General features: G+C 60.4%; 17 protein-coding genes. 5 read left to right on the top strand and 12 right to left on the bottom strand.

Going from position 1 to position 21,897, the window contains the following annotated elements; translation table 11 throughout:
* Window positions 1-224: 224 nt before the first annotated feature.
* Complete coding sequence (locus FJ398_03190) at window positions 225-2,615, bottom strand: DUF1343 domain-containing protein (GenBank protein MBM3836963.1); 2,391 nt, start codon at window positions 2,613-2,615, stop codon at window positions 225-227.
* Window positions 2,616-2,979: 364 nt separating this feature from the next.
* Between FJ398_03190 and FJ398_03185 the strand changes: the two genes are divergently transcribed.
* The gene (locus FJ398_03185) at window positions 2,980-4,068 is read left to right on the top strand and encodes an alanine--glyoxylate aminotransferase family protein (GenBank protein MBM3836962.1); all 1,089 of its coding nucleotides are present in this window, start codon (window positions 2,980-2,982) and stop codon (window positions 4,066-4,068) included.
* 431 nt (window positions 4,069-4,499) lie between these two features.
* Here the strand turns inward: FJ398_03185 and FJ398_03180 are convergent, their stop codons facing one another.
* Window positions 4,500-5,261: a type II secretion system protein gene (locus FJ398_03180; protein ID MBM3836961.1), complete on the bottom strand. Its 762-nt coding sequence runs from the start codon at window positions 5,259-5,261 to the stop codon at window positions 4,500-4,502.
* Between the two features lie 475 nt (window positions 5,262-5,736).
* Window positions 5,737-7,182, bottom strand: a complete 1,446-nt coding sequence (locus FJ398_03175) for a hypothetical protein (GenBank protein MBM3836960.1) — start codon at window positions 7,180-7,182, stop codon at window positions 5,737-5,739.
* Between the two features lie 590 nt (window positions 7,183-7,772).
* Between FJ398_03175 and FJ398_03170 the strand changes: the two genes are divergently transcribed.
* Window positions 7,773-8,984, top strand: coding sequence for a glucuronate isomerase (locus tag FJ398_03170; protein ID MBM3836959.1), 1,212 nt, complete (start codon window positions 7,773-7,775; stop codon window positions 8,982-8,984).
* 450 nt (window positions 8,985-9,434) lie between these two features.
* On the opposite strand, the gene FJ398_03165 is transcribed toward FJ398_03170, so the two are convergent.
* From FJ398_03165 to FJ398_03150, 4 genes are all read right to left on the bottom strand, one after another.
* The gene (locus FJ398_03165; GenBank protein MBM3836958.1) at window positions 9,435-10,328 is read right to left on the bottom strand and encodes a carbon-nitrogen hydrolase family protein; all 894 of its coding nucleotides are present in this window, start codon (window positions 10,326-10,328) and stop codon (window positions 9,435-9,437) included.
* Window positions 10,297-11,418 (bottom strand): AI-2E family transporter, encoded by a 1,122-nt coding sequence (locus tag FJ398_03160; GenBank protein ID MBM3836957.1) that lies wholly within the window; start codon window positions 11,416-11,418, stop codon window positions 10,297-10,299. The genes FJ398_03165 and FJ398_03160 overlap by 32 nt, the downstream gene beginning before the upstream one ends.
* Before the next feature lie 184 nt (window positions 11,419-11,602).
* Window positions 11,603-13,288 (bottom strand): D-aminoacylase, encoded by a 1,686-nt coding sequence (locus FJ398_03155; GenBank protein ID MBM3836956.1) that lies wholly within the window; start codon window positions 13,286-13,288, stop codon window positions 11,603-11,605.
* 2 nt (window positions 13,289-13,290) lie between these two features.
* The gene (locus FJ398_03150) at window positions 13,291-14,625 is read right to left on the bottom strand and encodes a glycosyltransferase family 2 protein (protein ID MBM3836955.1); all 1,335 of its coding nucleotides are present in this window, start codon (window positions 14,623-14,625) and stop codon (window positions 13,291-13,293) included.
* An 84-nt stretch (window positions 14,626-14,709) separates the two neighbouring features.
* Between FJ398_03150 and FJ398_03145 the strand changes: the two genes are divergently transcribed.
* The 3 genes from FJ398_03145 (at window position 14,710) to FJ398_03135 (ending at window position 15,949) form a co-directional block, all read left to right on the top strand.
* Window positions 14,710-14,919 carry a hypothetical protein gene (locus FJ398_03145; protein ID MBM3836954.1) on the top strand — a complete coding sequence of 70 codons (210 nt, stop codon included), beginning with the start codon at window positions 14,710-14,712 and terminating at the stop codon, window positions 14,917-14,919.
* Window positions 14,901-15,320 (top strand): type II toxin-antitoxin system VapC family toxin, encoded by a 420-nt coding sequence (locus tag FJ398_03140; protein ID MBM3836953.1) that lies wholly within the window; start codon window positions 14,901-14,903, stop codon window positions 15,318-15,320. Before FJ398_03145 ends, FJ398_03140 begins: the two co-directional genes overlap by 19 nt.
* A gap of 71 nt (window positions 15,321-15,391) precedes the next feature.
* Window positions 15,392-15,949 carry a hypothetical protein gene (locus tag FJ398_03135; protein MBM3836952.1) on the top strand — a complete coding sequence of 186 codons (558 nt, stop codon included), beginning with the start codon at window positions 15,392-15,394 and terminating at the stop codon, window positions 15,947-15,949.
* On the opposite strand, the gene FJ398_03130 is transcribed toward FJ398_03135, so the two are convergent.
* The 5 genes from FJ398_03130 to FJ398_03110 form a co-directional block, all read right to left on the bottom strand.
* Window positions 15,946-17,373, bottom strand: coding sequence for a DUF1501 domain-containing protein (locus tag FJ398_03130; protein MBM3836951.1), 1,428 nt, complete (start codon window positions 17,371-17,373; stop codon window positions 15,946-15,948). The two genes, FJ398_03135 and FJ398_03130, sit on opposite strands and share 4 nt — an antisense overlap.
* Window positions 17,374-17,491: 118 nt before the next feature.
* A complete protein-coding gene (locus FJ398_03125) occupies window positions 17,492-17,857 on the bottom strand; it encodes a hypothetical protein (protein ID MBM3836950.1) in 366 nt (121 codons plus the stop codon).
* Window positions 17,858-18,211: 354 nt separating this feature from the next.
* Complete coding sequence (locus tag FJ398_03120; protein MBM3836949.1) at window positions 18,212-18,391, bottom strand: hypothetical protein; 180 nt, start codon at window positions 18,389-18,391, stop codon at window positions 18,212-18,214.
* Window positions 18,392-18,401: 10 nt separating this feature from the next.
* Entirely contained in the window at window positions 18,402-20,078 is a 1,677-nt protein-coding gene (locus tag FJ398_03115; protein ID MBM3836948.1) for a ribulokinase, read from the bottom strand.
* Window positions 20,075-21,403: an ATP-binding protein gene (locus tag FJ398_03110; protein ID MBM3836947.1), complete on the bottom strand. Its 1,329-nt coding sequence runs from the start codon at window positions 21,401-21,403 to the stop codon at window positions 20,075-20,077. The genes FJ398_03115 and FJ398_03110 overlap by 4 nt, the downstream gene beginning before the upstream one ends.
* Between the last annotated feature and the right edge of the window lie 494 nt (window positions 21,404-21,897).

The following is a 21,897-nucleotide window of genomic DNA, read 5'->3' as shown; positions in this document are numbered from 1 at the left end:
CTCACGAATTGGTCCGGACGCCTTACTGATCAGACCGTGGGATAGAATACACTTTGTTGCGTCGCATTTGGGCTCAGGCGCGACGAAGGAGAATATCCCTGGTGGATCTTCGACTGAGCTGGAATCGGGAAAACAGTTGGGCCCACGAAACACACGAAACACACGAAAACCTAACGAGTTGCCAGGGAAACGATCCCACCCACTCGGTGAGCGAGTCTCCAGGTTCACGGGTACAACAAAAAGGTTGCGCGCCGTTTCTTGAATTCCTCCAGGTCGATGCCCCAGCTTTGCCGAATCTCCGTGAGCGACCGCCCAGCGCGGATCGCTTCCACCGTGGATCGATGGACGAGCAACCGGTCCAATTTCTCCAGCCCGAACTCCGCGGCATAGAGCCGATGCAGCGTCTGCGCCATCGCGAGGCCCACATCGACCGCGCTGCACCGTTCGCGGTCCGTGAGAAGGATGTTCACGCCGACGCAAGGCCGGTCCTTGAACACGCTTGCGTTCGGCGTGAATCGGATTGGCACAAAGCGCACGCCGGGCAGCGCGAGGCGATTCAATTCCGCGGCCAGCTTGAGGTCATCGATGTACGGCGCGCCGATGACTTCAAACGGCGTGCCTGTCCCACGGCCCACAGAAAGCGCGGTGGTCTCCAGAAGTCCGATGCCCGGATACAGCGCAGCTTCCGTCAAGCTCCGCATGTTGGGCGATGGATTGATCCACGGCAGGCCGGTTTCATCGAACCACAGCTCGCGGCGCCAGCCTTGCAAGGGAATGACGGTGAGATCGGCATTGAAGCCGCGCTCGACGTTGAACATCCGCGCCAGCTCGCCAACGGTCATTCCGTGGCGGACAGGAATCGGATGAAAGCCCGTGAAACTGGTTTCGCCGTTGAGCACCGGCCCGTCGATGACGGCCCCGCCAATCGGGTTGACGCGGTCGAGCACAAAAAACTTGAGCTTCGCTTTCGCGGCCGCCTCCAGGCAATTCCCCATCGTCGAGATGTAAGTGTAAAACCGGCAGCCGATGTCCTGGATGTCGAACACGAGCGCATCGAGATTCCGAAGTTGCTCCGGCTTCGGCGAACGCGTTTGGCCGTAGAGACTGTAGATCGGCAAGCCGGTCTTCTCATCCACGCTGTCCGCGACCTTTTCATCCAGCGCGCCGCGAATTCCGTGCTCCGGGCTGAAGAGTGCGATCAGCTTCACCTCGGGCGCGGCGCGGAGCAGGTCGATGGTGGAGTTGCGCTGACGGTCGGCGCCGGTGTGATTCGTGATCAGTCCGACACGCTTTCCTTTCAAGGACGCGAAGTTTTGTTGAACCAAGACATCGATGCCGTTGAGCACCGGGGCGACGCCAGTTTCGCGCCGAGTCCCGGGCGAAGGCAAAGTTGCATCAGTGAGCCCGTGCGGCGGCAAGGCGCCGCTCACACCCGCGAAGTTGAATCCAACCACCGCTTCCGCAGCCAGCGAGGCCAGCGCCGCTTGGAGTGGCAGCACGTTGCCCTTGCCGTCGGGATGCACGCGATTGGAAAGAAAAATCCAGAAAGTTCGCGAAAATGGGTCGATCCAAAGACACGTTCCCGTAAAGCCCGTGTGGCCGTAGGAGCCAAGTGGAAAATGTCTGCCGCGCGGCCGGCTGTAGCCTGAATCAATGTCCCAGCCCAGGCCGCGGCGGGATGGGACATTCGGCGGGGATTGCACGGCAGTCATCAACTTCACGGTTTCGGGTTTGAAAACGCGCACGCCGTCAAGCGAGCCGCCGTTCAGCATCATTCGGCAAAATCGCGCCAGATCCGCCGCGGTCGTGAAAAGCCCGGCGTGCCCGGCAACCCCACCCATGCGCCGCGCAGTGGGATCGTGAACTTTCCCGTGCAACATCTCGCCATCGACGCGCTCCGTCGGCGCGATGCGCGCCAGATGGCTGGGCGGCGGCAGAAAGCCTGTGTGCGCCATTCGCAACGGCTGAAAAATCTCGCGGGCGACGAATTCATTCAGACGAACGCCGCTCTCACGCCGGGCGATTTCTCCGAGCACGATGAAATTGATGTCGCTGTAACGAAAGACTGTCCCCGGCGCGTGGAGCGGCTTCTCCGCGCAGGCCAGTTCGATGGCTTTGTCATAGCCGGACCACGCGGGCGTGGCGCTCAGGCCCGGTCGTAAGCCAGACGTGTGAGTTAGCAAGTGGCGCACGGTGGTGGCTTCTTTGCCGTAGTTGCCGAATTCCGGGAGGTACGTTCGGGCCGGCGCATCGAGATGGATCTTGCCCCGTTCGATCAGCAGCAGGATGGCCGGCGTTGTGGCCACGACTTTGGTGAGCGATGCCGCGTCGAAAATCGTGTCCTCCGTCATCGGCGCATTCGCCGGAATCAGCGCGCGCCGGCCATATGCCTTGTGATACGCGTGCCCGCTTCGCTCCAACCAAAGCACGCCGCCGGGGATTTGATTGCTGGAAATGGTCCCGAGAACCGCCGCGTCCATTTCGGCAAGTTTGGGTTGAGAAAATTCCGCACGGGAGGACGAGGATGAGCCAGGCACCGTTCCGCAACCCACAGGCAAGGCAAGAAGGCCCACCAGCGCCAGGCCGCGGACCACGAAGGGGTCTTGTTTGAACATGCGAAGCTTTTACGCGCACGACCCAGTGCGTGGCAAGCCAGGCCGGCTCGCAAGCTCAACCGAGCGCATCTTCTTTTCTTTCCGCAGGAGAGTGACGTTGTGGGGCAGGCTTTCCAGCCTGCCGGTTACGGGGACTTTCCAGTCCCCAGTAGTCCCCAGTGGCGCAGTTCGCGAAACGGAGCTGGAAAGCTCCGTGAACCCGCAGGCTCGAAAGCCTGCGCTACTTCGCTCGAAGGAGCCATGCAGAAAGCTGAGAGCGTGTCCCCAGCCGAGGCTGCCGTGCCACATCAAAATCCGTTGGACCTTCGCCAAAACTCCACTTGCGTCCAGGGTCTGCGTGTGAAAGGTTTCCCGGTCAAAATTTATGGGACACGTCAAATTGCACATTCCGGGGCCGGTCGAAGTCAGCGAGAAAACTTTGCGGGCGTTTCGCTCGCCGATGATCGGCCATCGCGGCCAGGGGTTCAAAGATCTATACGCCAAAATCCAACCTCAATTGCAGGCGCTGTTTTCCACCAAACAACTGGTTTTTCTCAGCACGTCATCCGCGTGGGGCGTGATGGAGGGCGCGATTCGCAACCTCGTTTCCAAGCGCGTGCTCTGCTGCATGTGCGGCGCGTTTTCGGACAAATGGCTCGACGTCGCGCAACGCTGCGGCAAACAGGCTGACGCGCTCAAGGTCGATTGGGGTTCACCCATCCGTCCAGAACAGGTCGAAGCCAAACTCGCGACCGGCCAGTTCGACGCGCTCACGTTGATCCATAACGAAACCTCGACCGGCGTCATGAGCCCGCTGGCGGACATCGCCGCGCTGAAGAAGAAGTTCCCCGATGTCATGTTCATCGTCGATGCGGTCAGTTCGTTCAGCGGCATCCAAATCGAATTCGACGCGCTCGGCATCGACGTCTTGCTGGCCGGCACGCAGAAGGCGCTGGCGTTGCCGCCGGGCCTGGCGGTGTTCACCTGCTCGCCTGCTGCGCTGGCCAAAGCCGCGACGATCGATGACCGCGGCTATTACTTCGACTTCGTTGAATTTCAGAAGAACGCGGAGCAACACATGACGCCGAGCACGCCGAGCATCGGCCACATCTACGCCCTCGCATCGAAACTGGAGGACATCTTCGACGAAGGGCTGGAAGCGCGTTGCCGCCGCCACGCTCAACTGGCCGAACTCACGCGACAATGGGCTGCCGGACACGGCTTCACTCTGTTCCCCGAAAAGGGATTTGAATCCGTCACCTTGACCTGCGTGAACAACGGCGCGAAAGCCGTCGGGCGCGTCGTGGACGTGGCGAAGCTGCAAAAGCTGGTGAAGGACCAAGGATTCCTGATCGACGGTGGCTACGGGAAAATCAAAGGCACCACCTTCCGCATCTCCAATATGGGTGATGAGACTGAGGCGAGTATGAGGCAGCTTTATGCCGCACTCGACGCGGCCATGAAGCAGCTTTAAGCCGAGACCCGTCAGTTCCACAGAGGCAGCCCGGTGAAACCGCAACCAAATGGGCTGCGAACTCCGCCGATTCCCCGGCTATCGCAAGAGCCGCTGCTCCGGTTCCTTTCTCATCCGCGCCCATCCGCGACATCCGCGGTTTATTAATAGGAGACCTCGACCTAACTCACGAACCCTGCGGCTGAACCGCGCTCCTTGAGTTCATCGGCGCAACGTGATGTGCACCACTTTGTCCTTCTTGAGCACATACTGCGTGCGGCCCGTATCTTACTTGAGTTCTTCAAGACCTTCGCCTTGGTCCCGGGTGTTCTCCGGCGGACCGTACGCTTTCACGACCTCGTGGCGCGTTGACCCCATGCGGATGCCTTCCTTTGTGGATCCTTTGAACGCTTCAACGTTTCAACGCTGGCGCCTTGCCGCACTGTGCGGTTTCAATACTTCGCCTTAATCTGCGCTTTCTTGGCTTCCAACTGCTCGCCGAGATCCTGCTGATAAAAGTAACCATCCCGTGAACCGTCCGTGCTCCAACTGTGGATGAACAGCATTTGCTGGAATTTCATCCAGCTCGCGGAACCGTCCATGTAAAGTTGGTTCCCGCCCTCCGGCAGCCGATTGGGTCCACGGTGCGGCGGCATATCCTTGAAAGCCGAATCTCGCCCGCCGCCCCACCGGCGGTCGATTTTCATGATTCCGTCCGCCGCCAGCACCCAACCCGGTTGCGAGATGGAGGACTTGACCGGACTTCTCGAAGTGAAGGTTCCCGCCGGATTTCGCCAGGTCCGGATGCCGCCGAAGTATTGAAAGCCGATGACCCACTGAGGATATTCCGCCTCGTAAGTGGGGAACGTCGGCCGGCTGGGGCAGGTCCAGATCTTCGCGACCGTGTCATTCGTGCCCACGGTCAGTCCCACCGTGGCGGCCGCGCGGCCTTCGGGAGGATTCAGGCAGATCTGCACCTCGCCGAACCGCGCCTCGAGCATGTTGTCATTGTTGTCGTCGGCATAAATCGTCATGCCGATGCCGATCTGGCGGAGGTTGTTCAAGCAGCCGGAGCGCTTGCTCTTTTCCTTGGCGCGGCTCAACGCCGGCAACAACATGCCGGCCAGAATCGCAATGATGGCAATCACGACGAGCAGTTCGATCAAGGTGAAGCCGCCCCGGTATGGCCGTGAAGGGCGAATGACTGCGCGCATACTGCTTGGTCCGCAGGATGGACGACAAAGCTCGTAGCGCAGAGTTGCACTCTGCCGTATCGCAGAATTGTATTCTGCGGGGCGTCTCCCAGTCCGAGCCCGCTGGGACTTGCCGGCGCCCTGCCGATTGGAAATCGGCGATACAGCAGATTGAAAATCTGCGCTACGGTTCTCCGCTCGATCTGTCGTCAATCCCACGGTCTGCACAGTAAATCAGCTTTCTTGTTTGGAAGTTCTATTGATCACACGCTACTGCAAGCAAGCCGGGCTGACCAGTCCCAATCGAAGCGTCCTCGAACCGTCCATTCGCCTCCCCACGAACCCACCCCTTCACCCCTCCCAGGAGGGGAACTTCAAAGAGGAGCCGAGAACGAGGCTCCCCTCCAGGGAGGGGCAGGCGGCGCAAAAAGCATGTCCCGTACGGGACATACTTTTTGTCGTGGCGCGGCGTTCCTCGAACCAGGAGCCTCTGAGGTTAATCTGGTGTGAATCGGTCCGCTGGCGTGAACTTTTCCACGTCCACCGTAAAGCCGGCGCCGAAAGGCTGTTTGTGCAGCGAAGTCACATCGAGCAACCCTTCTTTCACGGTGAGCTTCGGCCAGCCCAAACCGCCCCGCTCGTAAAGTCCCGTATGCGCCGCAAGCACTTGCTCCTGGATTTCTTTGGAGAACATCGAAAGACCCGGAAAATAATGGTGGCCATTGCGCTCGACGCTTTGGATGCCCAGCGCCGCCATCGCGGCCAAATCCTGAATGACCGAGACCGGCCCGATCGTCGCCAAATCTTCGCCGCTCATGATCCATTTGGTCCGCGGCTTCTCTCGTTCGAGATGCGTCAGCAGACATCGGTTCGCGATGCCCTTGAACACGCCTTTGCAGTTCTTGTGAGTGATCCCCGCGTAACCCAGAGCCAGCGCCGCGGGCAAGCTGCCCAGCGTCCCGTCAGATTCGTCGATGATGGTCAGGGGACGATTCGGCCATTGAGCGAACCCCTCGGCGACTTCGGCTCGCAAGGCCACGTCGCGGTGCAGCGGCTGTTCGACAAACAGCCGGTGACGCAAAAACTCCTTCAAACTCTCGGTCCGTTCCAAGGTTTCCCAGAACACGCGGAAGTCGGCCAGCGACTTGAATTGCTCGTTTCCGTCGAGGCTGAACTTGTATTCCGGGTGCGCCTCCCGTTGCAGAATGCGGGCGAGTTGCTCCAATCGGTCCAGGTCATGATCGAGATGGCCGCTGACTTTGATTTTGAAATGGCGCAAGCCGTAGGTTCTGACGCACGCCGCGAAGGACTGTGGCAAGCCGTCCTGGAGGCGGTTCGCCGGCTCGATGTGTTCATCCAGCAACGGATCGACGAGCCCCACGGTGTGCCGAAGCGTGATTCGGTCGAGCGGCTTCGGCGGCAAGAAGTCGCCCGGATTTTTCTCGCGCAGCGGCGCATGGATTTCGCCCAGCCGCAGGCCGAGTCGATTGGACCGCGCCATTTCGTGGAACGGCTTTCCGGCGGCGCGACACACGGCTTCAATCAGCGCGCGTTCGACCAGTGAGGTGCCGAAGTGGGTCAGCAACGGCGGCAGGTTTTCCTTCCGGCCCCAATCATCTTGCTGCTGGTAAAGGCTTCGCCAGACCGCGAACGCGGTCTCCCCGCTCAACCCGATCGCGGCCGTCGCGGCGTGGCGGATCACCTTGATCATTTCAAAAATCTCCTCGTAAACCGGTTTGTCCGGATTCTTGGTGAACCACTTGGGAGGGAGTAAATCAGCGGAGATGCCGGCCGCCGCCTTGCCTTCGACGTCCGCGCGCACCCGGACAAATGCGTGCGGCACGCGCGTCATGGTCGCGATGCCGTACTTGAACGGCATGCGCGTCAGCAGATTCGTCAGATGAATGTCGCAGCTCTGAATTCGAATGGATTGACCTGGCATGAGAACAACGTTAGCGCGACAACGCTCGGGCAACGAGTGAAAAGTCTGTAACCCCTCAGTTAACGACGGTGGCACGACGCTCCTGCGGAGCTTCTCCTCGATGGCATTGGCTCGGCGGGAGTCCTCGCCCCACTTTAACTGCCTTAACTGAGGGGTTACAAAAGTCTCCAGCTTTCTCTTGGGATGCGATTAAAAGTGTCGGTCCGTCGCGATTCGATTGGCTCCCCTCTCTCCCCGCGAGGACCGAGTCGGGAGAGAGGGGCTTCTGGGAAGAGCGAAATCGGCGCCCTCGGGAGAAGACTTCGTTGACCGCCTGTTGAATCGCACCCTTTCGCTTGACCAAATCTCCCGGCGCTCTCACTTTCACACTACATCGCCGCCTGACTCTCGAAACTTTTATGCTTTGCGATCTATGCCATCGGAACGAAGCCCATCGACATATCTACCTGTTTGAACACGGACAGGGCCGAAAGACCTTTCACTTGTGCGACCCCTGCGCCGCCGGCAAAGACACCAACGGCCCGCGAGCCGAATCGAGCCTCGATCTCCTGCGCGAAGTCCAGGAACGCAGGCGTTCGCGCCTCGCTGCCTTGGTGAACCGGGCGGTCTTTTCAGCGCCCGTCTTCGACATCCACACGCATCTTTATGATCCGGCGTTCGGCGAGCTTCTGCTGTGGGGGATCGACGACTTACTGACCTATCATTATCTCGCCGCCGAAGTGTTCCGTTATCTGGACGCGCCTTACGCGCGCTTCTGGAGATTGACCAAGACCCAGCAAGCGGACCTTATCTGGAAGAAGCTGTTCGTCGAACATTCCCCCGTTTCCGAAGCCTGCCGGGGCGTCGTCACAACGCTTCAAACCCTCGGCTTCGATCCGAAACAAAAGAACCTCACGGCCATTCGCAAAGGCCTCGCCAATTGGAAACTCAAGCACTTCATCAACCATTGCCTCAACGAAGCCGGCGTCGCCAAAATCTGCATGACGAACTCGCCGTTCGATGATTTGGAGCGTCCGGTCTGGCAGCGCAGTTTCAAACGCGACGAGCGCTTCGTGGCCGCGCTGCGCATTGATCCTCTCTTGCTCGCCTGGAACGACACCGCCCCGCGGCTCCGCCAATGGGGCTACGAAGTCGATCCGGATCTCTCCCCGAAAACAATCCGCGAGGTTCGCCGTTTCCTCCGGGAGTGGACGCGGCGCATCCACGCCAAATACCTGATGGTTTCGCTGACGCCGGAGTTCGCCTTCCCGGATGCCGGCGCTTGCGCGCAACTCCTCGAGAAGGCGATTCTGCCGCACGGCCGCGAATTCGGGTTGCCGTTCGCGCTCATGATCGGCGTCAGGCGCGCGCAGAATCCCGGCTTGAGAATGGCAGGCGATGGCATGGGCAGGAGCGATTTGACCGCGCTGGCCAATATGTGTTCGCAATACCCGGAGAACAAATTCCTGGTGACGGTGCTGGCGCGCGAGAACCAGCATGAGCTTTGCGTGCTGGCCCGAAAATTCCGCAACCTGCACATCTTCGGCTGCTGGTGGTTCACGAATGTGCCTTACGTCGTCGAAGAAATGACCCGGATGCGGATCGAGCTTCTGGGCTTGAGCGTTACGCCGCAACATTCCGATGCGCGCATTCTCGATCAACTCATCTACAAATGGCAGCACTCCCGCAGAATCATCGCCCGAGTGCTCGTGGACAAATACGCGGCGCTCGCGGAAAGCGGGTGGGAAGCGACGCCGGCGGAAATCGAGCGCGATGCCCGGGAGCTTCTCGGCGGCGCCTTCGAACGGTTCTGCGCCGTGTGAGCGCGCCTCAAACAATTTGGGTCCGCTGCTTTCAGGGGTTGGTATCGTCGGTGCATGAACACCCCCTTCCTCCTCACCCCTCACTCAGGGAGAGAATTCTCCCAGGCAAAACTTAACTTCGCGCGTTGAACCCTTGAACAGATTTTTCAACCACGGATTTCGCGGATTTCGCGGATGAGGAAACGCTCTTCTCCGGGTTATCCGCGTAATCCGTGGTCGGATCAGGTTCGTGGGGAGGGAGAGCGCGGGAAGACGCTCACATCTCTTTGTTCTCTTCGTTGCCTTTTGTTAAAAAACCGTAGCCAACGAAGGGAACGAAGAAGGGCACAAGGGGAAGCCCTCTTCCCCATTCAGATTTGCTTCACTTAAACTCTTAGTGAGTTCAGGACGTTGGACAATCCGGTCGTCATTCGCGGTTATTGGCGTTCATTCGCGGTTGATCTGGTCTGGCTATGTGGTCTTGGACTTTCGCAATTGCCGCCGGCATGCGGCCAGGAGCGACCTCCAGTGCGCTCGCAGGAACGCCGGTTGCACCAGCGCCTCCCGCGCGTATTGCCGTCCGGCCTTCGTGAGGTCGAGTTCCGCATCGATGACCCTTGCGTCGCGATTGTTCGCCAGCGCCAAAATCCGCGAGTCCGGGCCGACGATTTTGGAGTCTCCGGCAGACCACAAACCGTCCCCTTGCGGGCCGACGGAATTCGCGAAGACATAGAAGATCTCGTTCTCGAACGCCCGCGCCACGATGCCGTCGCGACCCTTTCGTTTGGCCTTCGAGACCGGCAGGGAGTCCAGGCCCGCGTTCGGATGAAAAAGGATTTGCGCGCCCAGCATGACCGGCAGGCGAACCAGCTCGGGAAAGCGGCGTTCATGACAGATGATGGCCGTGCACGGGACGCGGTCGAGGTGAAAGAACGCGATCGAGTTTCCCGGCGCAAAGAAACGCCGGTCGCGCGCCGTCAGATGAATCTTGGAGTAACGGAAGGTTTCCCGCCCGCGCCGGTCAAAAACCACCAGGGAGTTGAAGAGCCGCGCACCGGTGAAAGTTGGACACCCGACCAGGAGATGGCAGCGCGCCCTTCGGGCGGTCTGGCTCAGGAATTCCAGAGCTCGCCGGGCCGTCGCTGTCGCTCTCGATAATCCATCGAAATCGCGGTTGTAGCCGGTCACGGCGCATTCCGGGAACAGGATGGCGTCCACGCCCTCTCGCGCCTTGCGGTGAGCTACCTCCCCGATCCAGTCCAGATTCTCCGCGGGCAAATCGCGGAATTTCATCTGCGCGGCAGCGACACGAAGTTTGCTGATCGGCTTCAAATTAGAAGCCGCGGCCGGAATTCCGCGGATCATTTTCCCCGGCCAGAGCGAATTCCTCCTTCTCCTCGCTGACCTCGATCTGCGCCGCCTCCATTTTGACGTAGTGGAGAATGACCGGGGCGAGAATCATGCCGGGGATACCCAGCACCCGTTCGCCGACGATCAATCCCAGCAGCGTGAGCCAGACCGGGTTCTTGATGCGGTCGCCGATAATCTTGCTGTTCAGGAAATACTCCAGCTTGTGCAGGATGACCAGGAATGCGAGCGCGGCCATGGCGAGCATGGGAGAAATCGTAAAGCCAATCCCGACGATCACGGAGTTGCTGATGATGTTTCCGATAATCGGCAACAGGCCGCACAGGAAGGTGACGCCTATGATGACGCTCGCGTAGGGCAATTTCACGGAGAGGACAAAAATGGCCGTCAGCGTCGTGTTGATCGCCGAGATGATGATTTGCGCGCCCATCACGGTCGCGAAGCTGTGATAGAGGTTCCGGAAGCGCGTCGTAATCTCGTCGCAGGAGAGCGTGTAAAGATTATTCTTCAACCGACGGCGGTCGCGTTCGATGTCCATCTGGGGATTGATAAACAGGCTGCCTGCCACGACGAGGCCGATGACCAGCAGCACGAACTGCATGGTGGTCGCTTTGGCGAAGTTCCCAAGGAAGTGGAGGTTCTCCTTGATCGCTTTGACCGCTCTTTGCTGCAAATCTTCCTTGGTGAGAGTGAATGGTTTCGCCGCTCCCGATTGCAATTCCTCTTTCGGGAGAGCCTCGGGGTTGTCAAACGGCAGCGGCAGTCGATTCTCTTCTGCGAACTGGACGATTCTCGGGATGGACTTGTCCGCGATCGCCGGCAACGCCTCGACCGCTTCCTTGGTGAAGTGGCCGAAGGCGTAAAGGATTCCCGTGACCAGCAGCGCGAAGATCGCGACCACCATCCATTTCTTGACCGTGGCATTGAGCGCGTCCAGGGCGGGCAGCAAAAAGAGCCCCGCGCTCAATCGATCGAGCGCGAAATACGCGAACAACACCGTGATCAAGGGCGTCGCCATGTGCGTCCAGCCCACGAGCACAAGGAGGCCGAAGATGAAAAGGTAGGAGAGCCGGGCAGGCCGTATCATATATCGAGTGTAATGTGTCCCGAAAGTTAGGTTTGGCAACCGGTTTTGGGAAGGGGAAAGGGAGTTTCGTTACATCGTTACATCGTTACATCGTTACATCGTTAAACTGTTAAATCTTTAAAGGGGGGGGGTAAACCCACTTAACCGGTTTAACGTTGTAACGCTTTTAACGACTTTGCCTAACCTAACGTGGTGTCGAATGCCGCAAGGCGCGGCCTGGTCTCGCGCCGGTATGCCGTCCGCGGTCCAATACGACCTGTCCATTCACGATCACGAATTCAATCCCTTCGCTGTATTGGAAGGGGTCTTCGTACGTGGAACGATCGATGACCCGCGCCGGATCGAAAATCACGATATCGGCGAACGCGCCAGGTTGGAGCAGGCCGCGATCACGGAGACCGAGTTTGGCGGCGTTCAGCGAGGTCATCTTCCGAACCGCGTCTTCCAGTCGGAGCAGGCCGCGCTCGCGCACATACACTCCCAGCACGCGCGGAAAGGTGCCGAAGTTGCGCGGGTGCGGATTTCCCCGGCGGAGCAGCCCCTCCGTCGCGTAGGCTGAACCGTCCGAGCCCACGGAACACCAGGGCTGGGCCAGCGCCAGATTCATGTCCTTCTCCGTGTGATGGGCGTAAACCGTGCCGACCGATCCGTCGTGCTCGATCAAGACCTCGCACAGAATGTCCAACGGATCCGGGCGCGGGGTCTTTCCCTCACTCCTCATCGCGATTACCCGGTCCATCGTCAACCCCTTGTAGCGGTTGTTCGCGCTGACGAGCATGCGGCTCCAATCGCCGCCGACGGCGGTGTAATGATTGTACCAGCCGGGGATGCCGCTCTGAATATCGTGTTTGAGCTTGGGCCGCAGGGCCGGATCTTTGAGCCGGGCCAGCATTTGAGATTTCCCGCCTTCGTGCGCCCACGGCGGGATGATGCTGGCGAGATCGTTGTTGCCCCGCGTGTAGGGATAGACATTGGCCTGGACATTGACGCCGCGCCGCCGCGCTTCGTCGATCAACGCCACGACTTCATTCATCCGGCCCCAATATTGTTGATCCGCGATTTTCAGGTGAAGAATGTCCAGCGGCACGTTCGCGCGTTCGGCAACTTCCACGACCTGCTTCACTGAATCGAAGACGCCGAGGCCTTCATCGTGAATGTGGCTCACGAAAATGCCGCCGAACTCGTGGACGACTTTGCACAACTCGACCAGGTCATCGGTGGTGGCAAGGGAGCCGGGCGGCATCATCAATTGGCTCGAAAGGCCAAAGGCGCCGTCACGCATCGCTTCCCCCACGAGATCTTTCATCTTCTGCAAATCCGCCGCCGTCGGGCGCTCGAAAGAATGGCCCATGACACTCTGCCAGACATTCCCTGCGGCGACATAGGAAACGACGTTCACCGACGTCCGCGCTTGATCGATCGCCGCGAGATACTCGCCCAGCGTCGTAATGACCGCGGGGCGATTCCCAATCCGCGCTTGCCGGGCGGGGAGTTTGCCTTTGAACGGACCGGCGGAAGTTCCCTCGCCGAAGACTTCGGTGGTGACGCCCTGGCGAATCTTGCTCTGCGCGTCCCCGTCTTCCAGCAACAACCATTCGGAGTGGGAATGCATGTCGATGAATCCGGGCGCGACCACCAGGCCGCGCGCGTCAATCTCCCGCTTGGCCGTGGCGGGCTTGGCGGTGCTGACGGACGCGATCCGATCACCGGCCACAGCCAGATCGCCGTAAAACCACGGATTGCCCGTGCCATCGACGATCTTGCCGCCACGGATCAGCAAATCGTAGTTCAGATCCGCGGCCTGGCCCGTGGCGGTGGTGAGAGCCCAGATCAGAGCGGCCAAGTTCCAGTGAATCTTCATTGGGTGCATGATTAATCCTTTGCTTGGCTGTTTCCGACCTTGCGTTCCAGCGCGCGGTAAATCGCCAGCAGGTCGCGGACTGCCATTCCGTCGAGGCCTTGAACGTCGCCGGCTACCAACTGCAAAAGTCGGACCGCTTCGGGGCCAACTTTCGGCTCGCCGTAGAAGTAGTCTCGGGCGTGGTGCACGAATTTCATCGCCCTGAACGCATTGAACCAGCGGAAGAAGCGGCTCCGGAAAGTGGCTTCGTTCGCGGTGTTCTGGCGAATCTCCTGCAGGGACTTCACGAAGTCTTCCTTGTCCAGAAAAGAGCGCATCGCCTTTGACGCAGCAGAGAGGAAATCTGGGTTTGAAATTGCGTGACCGTCGCAGAGCGCGGGGATGGCTAGGAAAAGCGTTCGCAAATCCAGAAAAGCTTCCAGCGGGTAAGTCGCGCGTTTCCCTTCTCGCAAAGCATCCAGCACGGCCTTCCCCGTGCCGAACGGGACGCGATCCGATGGACGCGGCGAAGGAATGACGCGTGTCGCCGTCAAATCGGCAAACGCGCCGAGCGGGATGATTTTTTGCAGGAAGTAGAAATCCTCGCCGGCCTGCCGCCTATTCATGCCGCCTTGGCTTTTATAGACGTTAGCTCGCACGGCCATGCAGGAGCCAAGCGTGTGGTGGGCATGAGGAAATCCGGCGTAACGCAGCGCTTGATTGTAAAAACGGAGGTGAAGCTCGTAGGCTGCGATCGCGTCATAGACTTCCGCCTCCAGGGAACCTTCCAGAGGATGCTCGAAATAGACACTGCAACCGGGACAACGCGGATGATCGAGAAAATGCCGTTCAATCGCCGTCAGGTAGTTGGCGTCGCACTGGCAATCCGCGTCGAAGCCGACGATGATCCCTCTCGGCTTGCCCAACTGATCGAACCGCCGCGCGGCCTCGTCCATGCCGATTTTTCGCGCCAGACCGACGCCCGCGTGCTTCGGCGGCAGGTCCGGAAGATGAAGCAAGTGGAAGCTCAGGCGAGGGTCCGGATGCTGCGCGATCCAGTCGGAAGCCTTCTGAAAGCTTCGCTCATTCTGCTCGCGAACCGCCGCGTCACAACTCGCCGGAGAATTGAGAACCACGATCACTTCGACGGCGCCGGCGGGCCGGTCGCAATTCCAAAGCGATCCGAGACTGCCGATCAAATCCGGCTCGTTGAAGCACGGGATGACGACCACCAGGCCCAGCTCAGGATGCGGCGGCGCGGCAATTTGTCCTTCGCAAAAACCGAAGCGCTCGTAATAAGTGTCCGGACACATCTTTAGGAACGTCGAAGATGGTCGGACGACGCGAGGGCTTCCGTCAAATGCCATTTTAGCGCCTCAAAAGGAGCGTCAAGGGTCTGTGCAAAAATCTGGCCATTGACAGATCACCGGCTGTCAGACAGTTTGTCAGGCATGAAAGTCACCTCCCGCGAATTTCAGCGTGATTTCAGCCGCATGCGAGAAGCCGCGGCCACCGGCGAACTCGTCTATGTGACCTCCGGAGATCAGGAATTCCTCTTCCAGCGCGTCCAACCCAAGACCTGGCAAGGCGCGCTGAAAGGCAAGGCCAAGATCCTTGGTGAGCTTTACAGCACCGGGCTGGAATGGGAGTCGGCCAAATGACCCATTTGCTGGACACGCATGCCTGGATCCAACGCGCCTGCGACGAACCTGTGCCGCCATTGGTGGAGCGCACGTTAACGGCTCACGCCGACGCTTTGGCACTCGCGGACATTTCGTTATGGGAGGCGGCGAAGCTCGTCGAATTGGGCCGGCTGCAACTGTCGATCCCGCTGGCGGAGTTCTTCCGGCTGGCTGTTACTCCCGAATTGACCGTGTTGCCCGTGACGCCCGCCATCGCCGAACGCGTGACCTCGTTGGAGTCGTCCGGATTTCACAAGGATCCGGCCGATCAACTGATTGTCGCCACGGCGTTGGCGCATGGTCTGCGTCTCATCAGCAATGACATGCGCATTCATCAGTGGCGAGGCGTGCCGATCCTCTGGCGAACGAGCCGAGGATGACTCCCAGAACCCCCGGCGTGAAGTCCTCCGTGAAACTTGCCCCGGTCTCCTGGCCCCGTATCATCCGCGCCGTGGAAAAGGTCCGGGAGCGGTTGTTGCGCGCCGCACGCGCGCTGGAATCGGCAGGTGTTCCCTACGCCGTCGTGGGGGGCAACGCCGTTGCCGCCTGGGTTTCCCGCGTGGATGAAGCGGCGGTGCGCAACACGCGGGACGTCGATATTCTGTTGCGCCGCGGGGACCTGGACAGCGCCAAGGCGGCGTTGGAAAGGGCGGGATTCATTTACCGCCGCCTGGCGAGCCTTGGAAAAGCCGGCACGCTGGACATCTTTTTGGATGGCCCGACAGCCAGCGCCCGAGACGCCGTTCACATCGTGTTTGCTTCCGAGAAGGTGCGTCCGGACAGCCCCGCGCCCGCGCCCGGCGTGGACGAAGCAGAGGCCGGCGACCAGTTCCGGCTGATTACACTTGAGGGTCTGGTCCGGATGAAGCTCGCCGCATTTCGCGACCGTGACCGCACGCACTTGCGCGACTTGATTGAGGTGGGATTGGTGGATCGGCACTGGCTCGAACGATTGCCGCAGCCGCTGGCGGAGCGGCTGCAGACCCTGTTGGATTCGCCTGAAACTTAAACGAGAATCTCTCTGACGATTCGCCCGGCGACATCGGTCAGCCGAAAATCGCGGCCGTCGAACCGATACGTGAGCTGCTCGTGGTCCAGTCCGAGCAAGTGCAGGATCGTGGCGTGCAGGTCGTGCATGTGAACTTTGTCCTTCACCGCGAGATGGCCGAACTCGTCCGTCTCGCCGAAAGCAAATCCGGCCTTCAAACCGCCACCCGCAAGCCAGACCGTAAAGCCGCCGGGATTATGGTCGCGGCCGGTACCGTTCTTCTCGGCGTAAGGCGTGCGGCCAAACTCGCCGCCCCACCAGACCACGGTGTCTTCGAGCAACCCGCGCTGCTTGAGATCGGCCAGCAGGCCGGCAACGGGTTTGTCCACCGCGCGCGCGTGATCGGCGTGTTTCGGCAAATTGGAATGCTGGTCCCAGGCCGGGTTGGCGGTGTTATCGCCGTAAGTAACCTGGACGTAGCGCACGCCGGCTTCGCACAGGCGGCGCGCCATCAGACATTGGCGGCCGAAATTGTCCGTGGCCTTTTCGCCAATCCCGTACAAGGCGAGCGTGGCGGGAGATTCCTGAGCGAGGTCGAGCGCGCCGGGCGCGTGGTTCTGCATGCGCCAGGCGAGTTCGAAGGAGTTGATGACCGCTTCGATCTCGAAGTCGCCCGGGTTTCGCTTCAATTGCTCGGCGTTCAATTCGCGGATCATTTCGAACTGCCGCCGCTGTGCTTCCGGCGAAACGGAAAGATTGGAGAGATTGCGAATGGTGGCTTCGCTGGCCGGCGCGCCCGCCCGGCCAATGGCCGTGCCTTGATACACCGCGGGGAGGAACGCATTGCCGTAGTTGCGCGGACCGCCATTGCCGCCGGACGGACTGAGCGTCACGAAGCCCGGCAGATTGTCGTTCTCCGTGCCCAACCCGTAGGTCACCCACGAACCCATCGAGGGGCGAATGAAGTTGGTGGAACCGCAGTGCAGGAACAGCGTGGCCGGCCCGTGCGCCACGCCCTCGGTGTGCAGCGAGTGGATGAAGCAAAGATTATCCACGTGCCGGGCCATTTCGGGAAAAAGGTCCGACACCCAGCGCCCGCTCTGTCCGTGCCGCGCGAACTTCCAGAGGGGCTTCATGACGCGCTGAGGCGTGGCGCGTTTGCCGATGTTAGCGATGGTGCGCGCGTCGTCGAAGCTGAGCATCTTCCCATCTTCATTGTCCAGAATGGGCTTGTAGTCGAAAGAATCGACGTGGCTCGGCCCGCCTTGCATAAAAATGAAGATGACGCGTTTGGCGCGTGCGCGAAAGTGCGGGATTTTCGGCGCGAGAGGATTTGCCGCGGCAGCGCGTTGGGCAGCCAGGCCCGCCAGCGCGAGGTAACCGAAGCCGCACGCGGCGGTTTTCAACGCCTGGCGGCGGGTGATGGGCTGGCTGAAGTCAAACATGTCGGGAATTGGCTTAACTTAATCGTCAGCGAAAATTTACGGGAGACAGTGACTCCGGTCAAATGATCGCGGCGAACGGGGGTGTCTTAGAGCCTGTCTGAAAAATGGGTGAAACGGGCTACCAGCCCGTGTTTGGCGGCAACCTGCCGCCAAAAGGCCCGGCGGGCTGGTAGCCCGCCGCACCCCACGACAGCTTCCTGTTCTTCATCTCGCCGAGGTAAGCTTGCAGTTCGGTATCCGCCAGCTTGCCGAGGAACGCCGCCGACGGCTCAATCGCCTCAAAGCCAAATTGCGCTGCCCATTCGATCTCTTTGCGCGGATCGCCGCGCACGCCGATCATCCCGCAAGACAGGGCAATCGTGAATTTCCGACCGGGGCCTGGCGTCTCCGCGGCCCGAGCAAACGAAGCCGCCAACCCAAAGCCGGCGAGTGTTGATGTCTTCAGGAAAGATCTCCGATCCAGGGTCTTCATGGGGTGGTTCATAGCCTTTTGACGGTTGAATCGCCATCCTTTATTCGGCACTCACCGAAGCGCGAGAATTGATGCGCAAATTTCCCAAAATTTTTTACCAGCCACTCAACACGTAGCGCAGTACGCTTGTTTTAGGGCTAGTGATGTGTCTCAAGCGGGGCAGAGTCTCAACAGAAGGCAACGAAGCCAACGAAGTCTTTGTTCGTTGCGCTCCTGTCCGTTAACACGACGCATTTTCGCGAGGATTTCTGACCGCGGATTTCGCGGATGGGCGCGGATCAGACTGATTCCTATCGGCGTGATTCGCGTAATCCGCGGGTTTAGTGAGTTGCGCTTCGCCACGCCGTGAAATCGGTCGGTTCTCCCTCACCCGAACCCCTCCGCTGGGGGGCGCATGCCCTCGTAGGGAACGCCGGAAGGCTTGATGACCATCAGGCCGCGCGCGCGGTCAATGCCGCTCGCGTTGCCCCAGGTCTCGATGACCAGGCCGCGCTCTACCAGGTCGTGATTGGCCCGCCAGACGTCAGTTTTGAGTGCTGCAAGCATCACGCTCCTCTCAATTCCTGGCCTTACTCCGAATGTCGATGAGCTGTTTCATCACCGGATAAAGGTTGCCGCTCCACTCCTGCGTGCCGAAGGCGTCGTGCAGTTTTCTGTAAAGCGCATAAAGGTCCCTGTAAACCTCCGCGTATTTCGGATTTGGCCGGAACACGCGCGGCTTCAGCGCCGTCATCGCCTTTTGCGCCGAGGCATAATCGCCATAAGCACCGGCCACCACGGCGCCGGCGATTGCGGCGCCCAGCGCGCAGGTCTGGGCGGAGCGCGAAACCATCATCGGACGTCCTGTCACATCCGCGTAAATCTGCATGACCAGCGGGTTCTTTTCCGCGATGCCGCCGCAGTTCACGACTTGTTCCACCTTCACGCCGTATTCCTCGAAGCGATTGATGATGGTCAGGGCGCCAAAGGCCGTCGCTTCGATGAGCGCGCGGTAAATCTCCGCCGGCGTCGTGTAAAGGGTCTGTCCCAGCAGCAAGCCGGTCAGGCGTTGATCCACGAGGACCGTGCGGTTGCCGTTGTTCCAATCGAGCGCGAGCAATCCCGATTCGCCTGCCTTCAGCTTGGCGGCTCCCGCCGTGAGCGCCTCATGCGAGCCGAGCTTTCTTCCGCCCGGCTGGAGGTAGTTCACAAACCAATTGAAAATGTCGCCGACGGCCGACTGTCCGGCTTCGAGTCCAAAGTGACCCGGCAGGACGCTTCCGTTGACAATGCCGCAAAGCCCCGGCACGTCCGCCAGCGGCTGATCGAGGGGCACCACCATCATGTCGCACGTGCTGGTGCCAATAATCTTCACCAGCGTGCCGGGCGCGATGCCGCTGCCCACGGCGCCCAGATGCGCGTCGAATGCTCCGACTGCCACCGGGATGCCCGCGCGCAATCCCGTGCGGCGCGCCCAATCCTCCGTCAAATCGCCCGCCGCGCGATCGATGGTGTGCGCTTGGGGCTGCAGCCGCGCGCGAAGCTCGCCCAGCTTCGGATCGAGCGCCCTTAGAAACTCGGCGTCCGGGTAGCCGCCCCAATCGTCGTGGTACATCCCCTTGTGCCCGGCGGCGCAAACGCCCACGGTCAGCTTCTCGGGCGCTTCGGTGCCCGTGAGCATGGCTGGCACCCAATCCGCGCATTCGACCCACGAGTAAGCGGCGTCGAACACGCCGGGCGCCGTGCGCAGGCAATGCAGAATCTTGCTGAAAAACCATTCGCTCGAATACGTGCCCCCGCATTTGGCGAGATACTGCGGCCGAAGCTCCTTCGCCTTCGCCGTGATTTCCTCGGCTTCAGCCACCCCTGTGTGATCCTTCCACAACCACGCCATTGCGGACGGATTTTTGGCAAATCGCTTGTCGAACGCGAGCGGTCTGCCCTTCTCATCTACCGGGATCGGCGTGCTGCCGGTCGTATCGACGCCGATCCCGATGACCTGTTCGGGGCGGAAGCCACGCACGTTTCGCCTGGCGCCGGCGAGAGCTTTCTTGATCGTGACTTCGGCGCCCTTGACGTAGTCGGCCGGATGCTGGCGCGCGAGATTCGGATCGCGCGCGAGGATCACACCGACCTCGCCGTGCTCGTAATTCCAGACGGCCGTGGCGACCTCCTTGCCGTTGGCGGCGTTGACGATCAACGCGCGCACCGAATTGGTGCCGTAATCAAGTCCGAGGGTGTATTGGGCGCTCATGTCTCCGCTTCCTGCTCAAGCATCCACTCCCAAGCCGGCCTCACGGCCACGCCTTTGGGTGCGTCCGCTTGAGCCGCCATTGAGTCCGTGCCCGTCAGGGTCAGCACCAGTCCTTGTGCGCGGCGATGCGCCGGCAAGGCATCCGCGAGCGCCCGAAACTCGCGCTCACGCGTCGCCTGGTCTGACAGATCCGTCGCGACCTGGATCAGGGTCAGCCGGCCATTCCAACTGCGCGCCAGGAAATCCACCTCGTAACCGGACGGTGTGAACACGTAGCTCGTCCCGCACTTGCGACGATCCAATTCGACCAACACGGCGGTTTCCAGAGCGTGCCCTGGGTTCGCCTTGCCGCTGCGGTCAAAGGCTGAAATCAAGGCCGGGTCGATAGGATAGACTTTGCGGGGATTGACCTTTCGCTGGCGCTCGGAAGTGGTGGCGAGCGACACGAGACGCACCAGGAAAGCGTCCTCCAGGTGGGCCAGCATGTGGTGCAATGCTTCTCGCGCCACGGCCACGTTTTGAGAACGCAGGTCGTTGTAGAATTTCGTGACGCTGAACGGCCCTCCAGCCGCCCCAAGCAGATGCCGCACGAGCCGCCGCAAAGCCACCACATTGGTGATCCCGTAGCGCTCCATTACATCGCGAAAGACCACCGTGTCCGCGTAACCTTGAAGCAGACCGACGCGCTCGGCCGCCGGCAGCCCTTGGGCTTCCGGGAATCCGCCGGTGTCCAGATATTCCCGGAAGGACCGCTCCAGTCTTGACCGCTCCGCCTTGCTCGTAAACGACGGCCGCGCCGGGCGTTCGGCGCCGTGATGTTGAAGATACTCCGCAAAACTAAATGGAAACACAACCGTCTCCGTCCCGCGCCCCCGGAGTTCCGTCGCAACCTCTCGGCTCAGCAGCCGTGCGGAGGAACCGCTGACGAAGATCTCCACTTTCTCTGAATCGTGAATTCGACGGACGAATAATTCCCACCCGCGAATCTGTTGAATCTCGTCAAAAAAGAAAGTGACCCGCTGTTGATCACGAAATTGCGGACACAACACGAAGTACTCTTCGAGCACCCAGCCTAATTGCCTGGCCTCCAATCCGGCCAGGCGCTCGTCCTCGAAATTGAAATAGACCAAGGCTTTGCGCGGTGTTCCGGCCGCCAGGCGATCCTGAAGGCATTGATACAGAAACCAGGTTTTGCCCGCGCGCCTCATGCCGATCACGGCGTGGACCTTGTTCGGAATGGCGGGCAGTCTGGCCTCGCGCCGCGTCATTCGCGGCGGCTTCAATGCCAGCGCCTCAACTAATTTCTGTCGGATTACGTCTCGCATCTTGTCCTTTTAAGAAGGCCAAAATCGCATGAAATTAGACTTCTTAAAAGGCTAATATTGGCCTAATCCACGTCGAGGCCGGCAACCCATGAGCATCGAACTTTGCTGGAAGCGAGAGGGGGATCGTGTGCGCCTTTGAGAACAATCCTCCGAGAATGTCTGCCTTGTCACCGTGGACCTCCGTCATGCTGAAGTTCTGATCCGAGGGGAGAAGTACGCGATCCACTTCCCGGAAATCACCCCGGAAGCCCGAGCCTGCTTCGCCGACCATGCCATTCGTCTCACGCTAAAGGCGACGTGCGTTGTTCGGTCATCTTCTCGCCGCGCGACGGCGATGGCATCTATGTTCGGAGCAGACTGTGCGGTCGCCAGTGCGCTGGGCGTCAACGAAGACGCGGCGCGCAAACGCGTCGGCAGCGCTCTGGAGAAACTGGCTCAGTTCTTTCGACGCCGCGGCTTCAAAACGGCGACGAGCACGGCGCTCGCTGCGGTTT

It is taken from the genome of Verrucomicrobiota bacterium (assembly GCA_016871535.1).
Taxonomy (GTDB): Bacteria; Verrucomicrobiota; Verrucomicrobiia; order Limisphaerales; family SIBE01; genus VHCZ01.
Note: the sequence above shows the minus strand (reverse complement) of the source record. Positions and strands in the feature narration are given on the sequence as shown.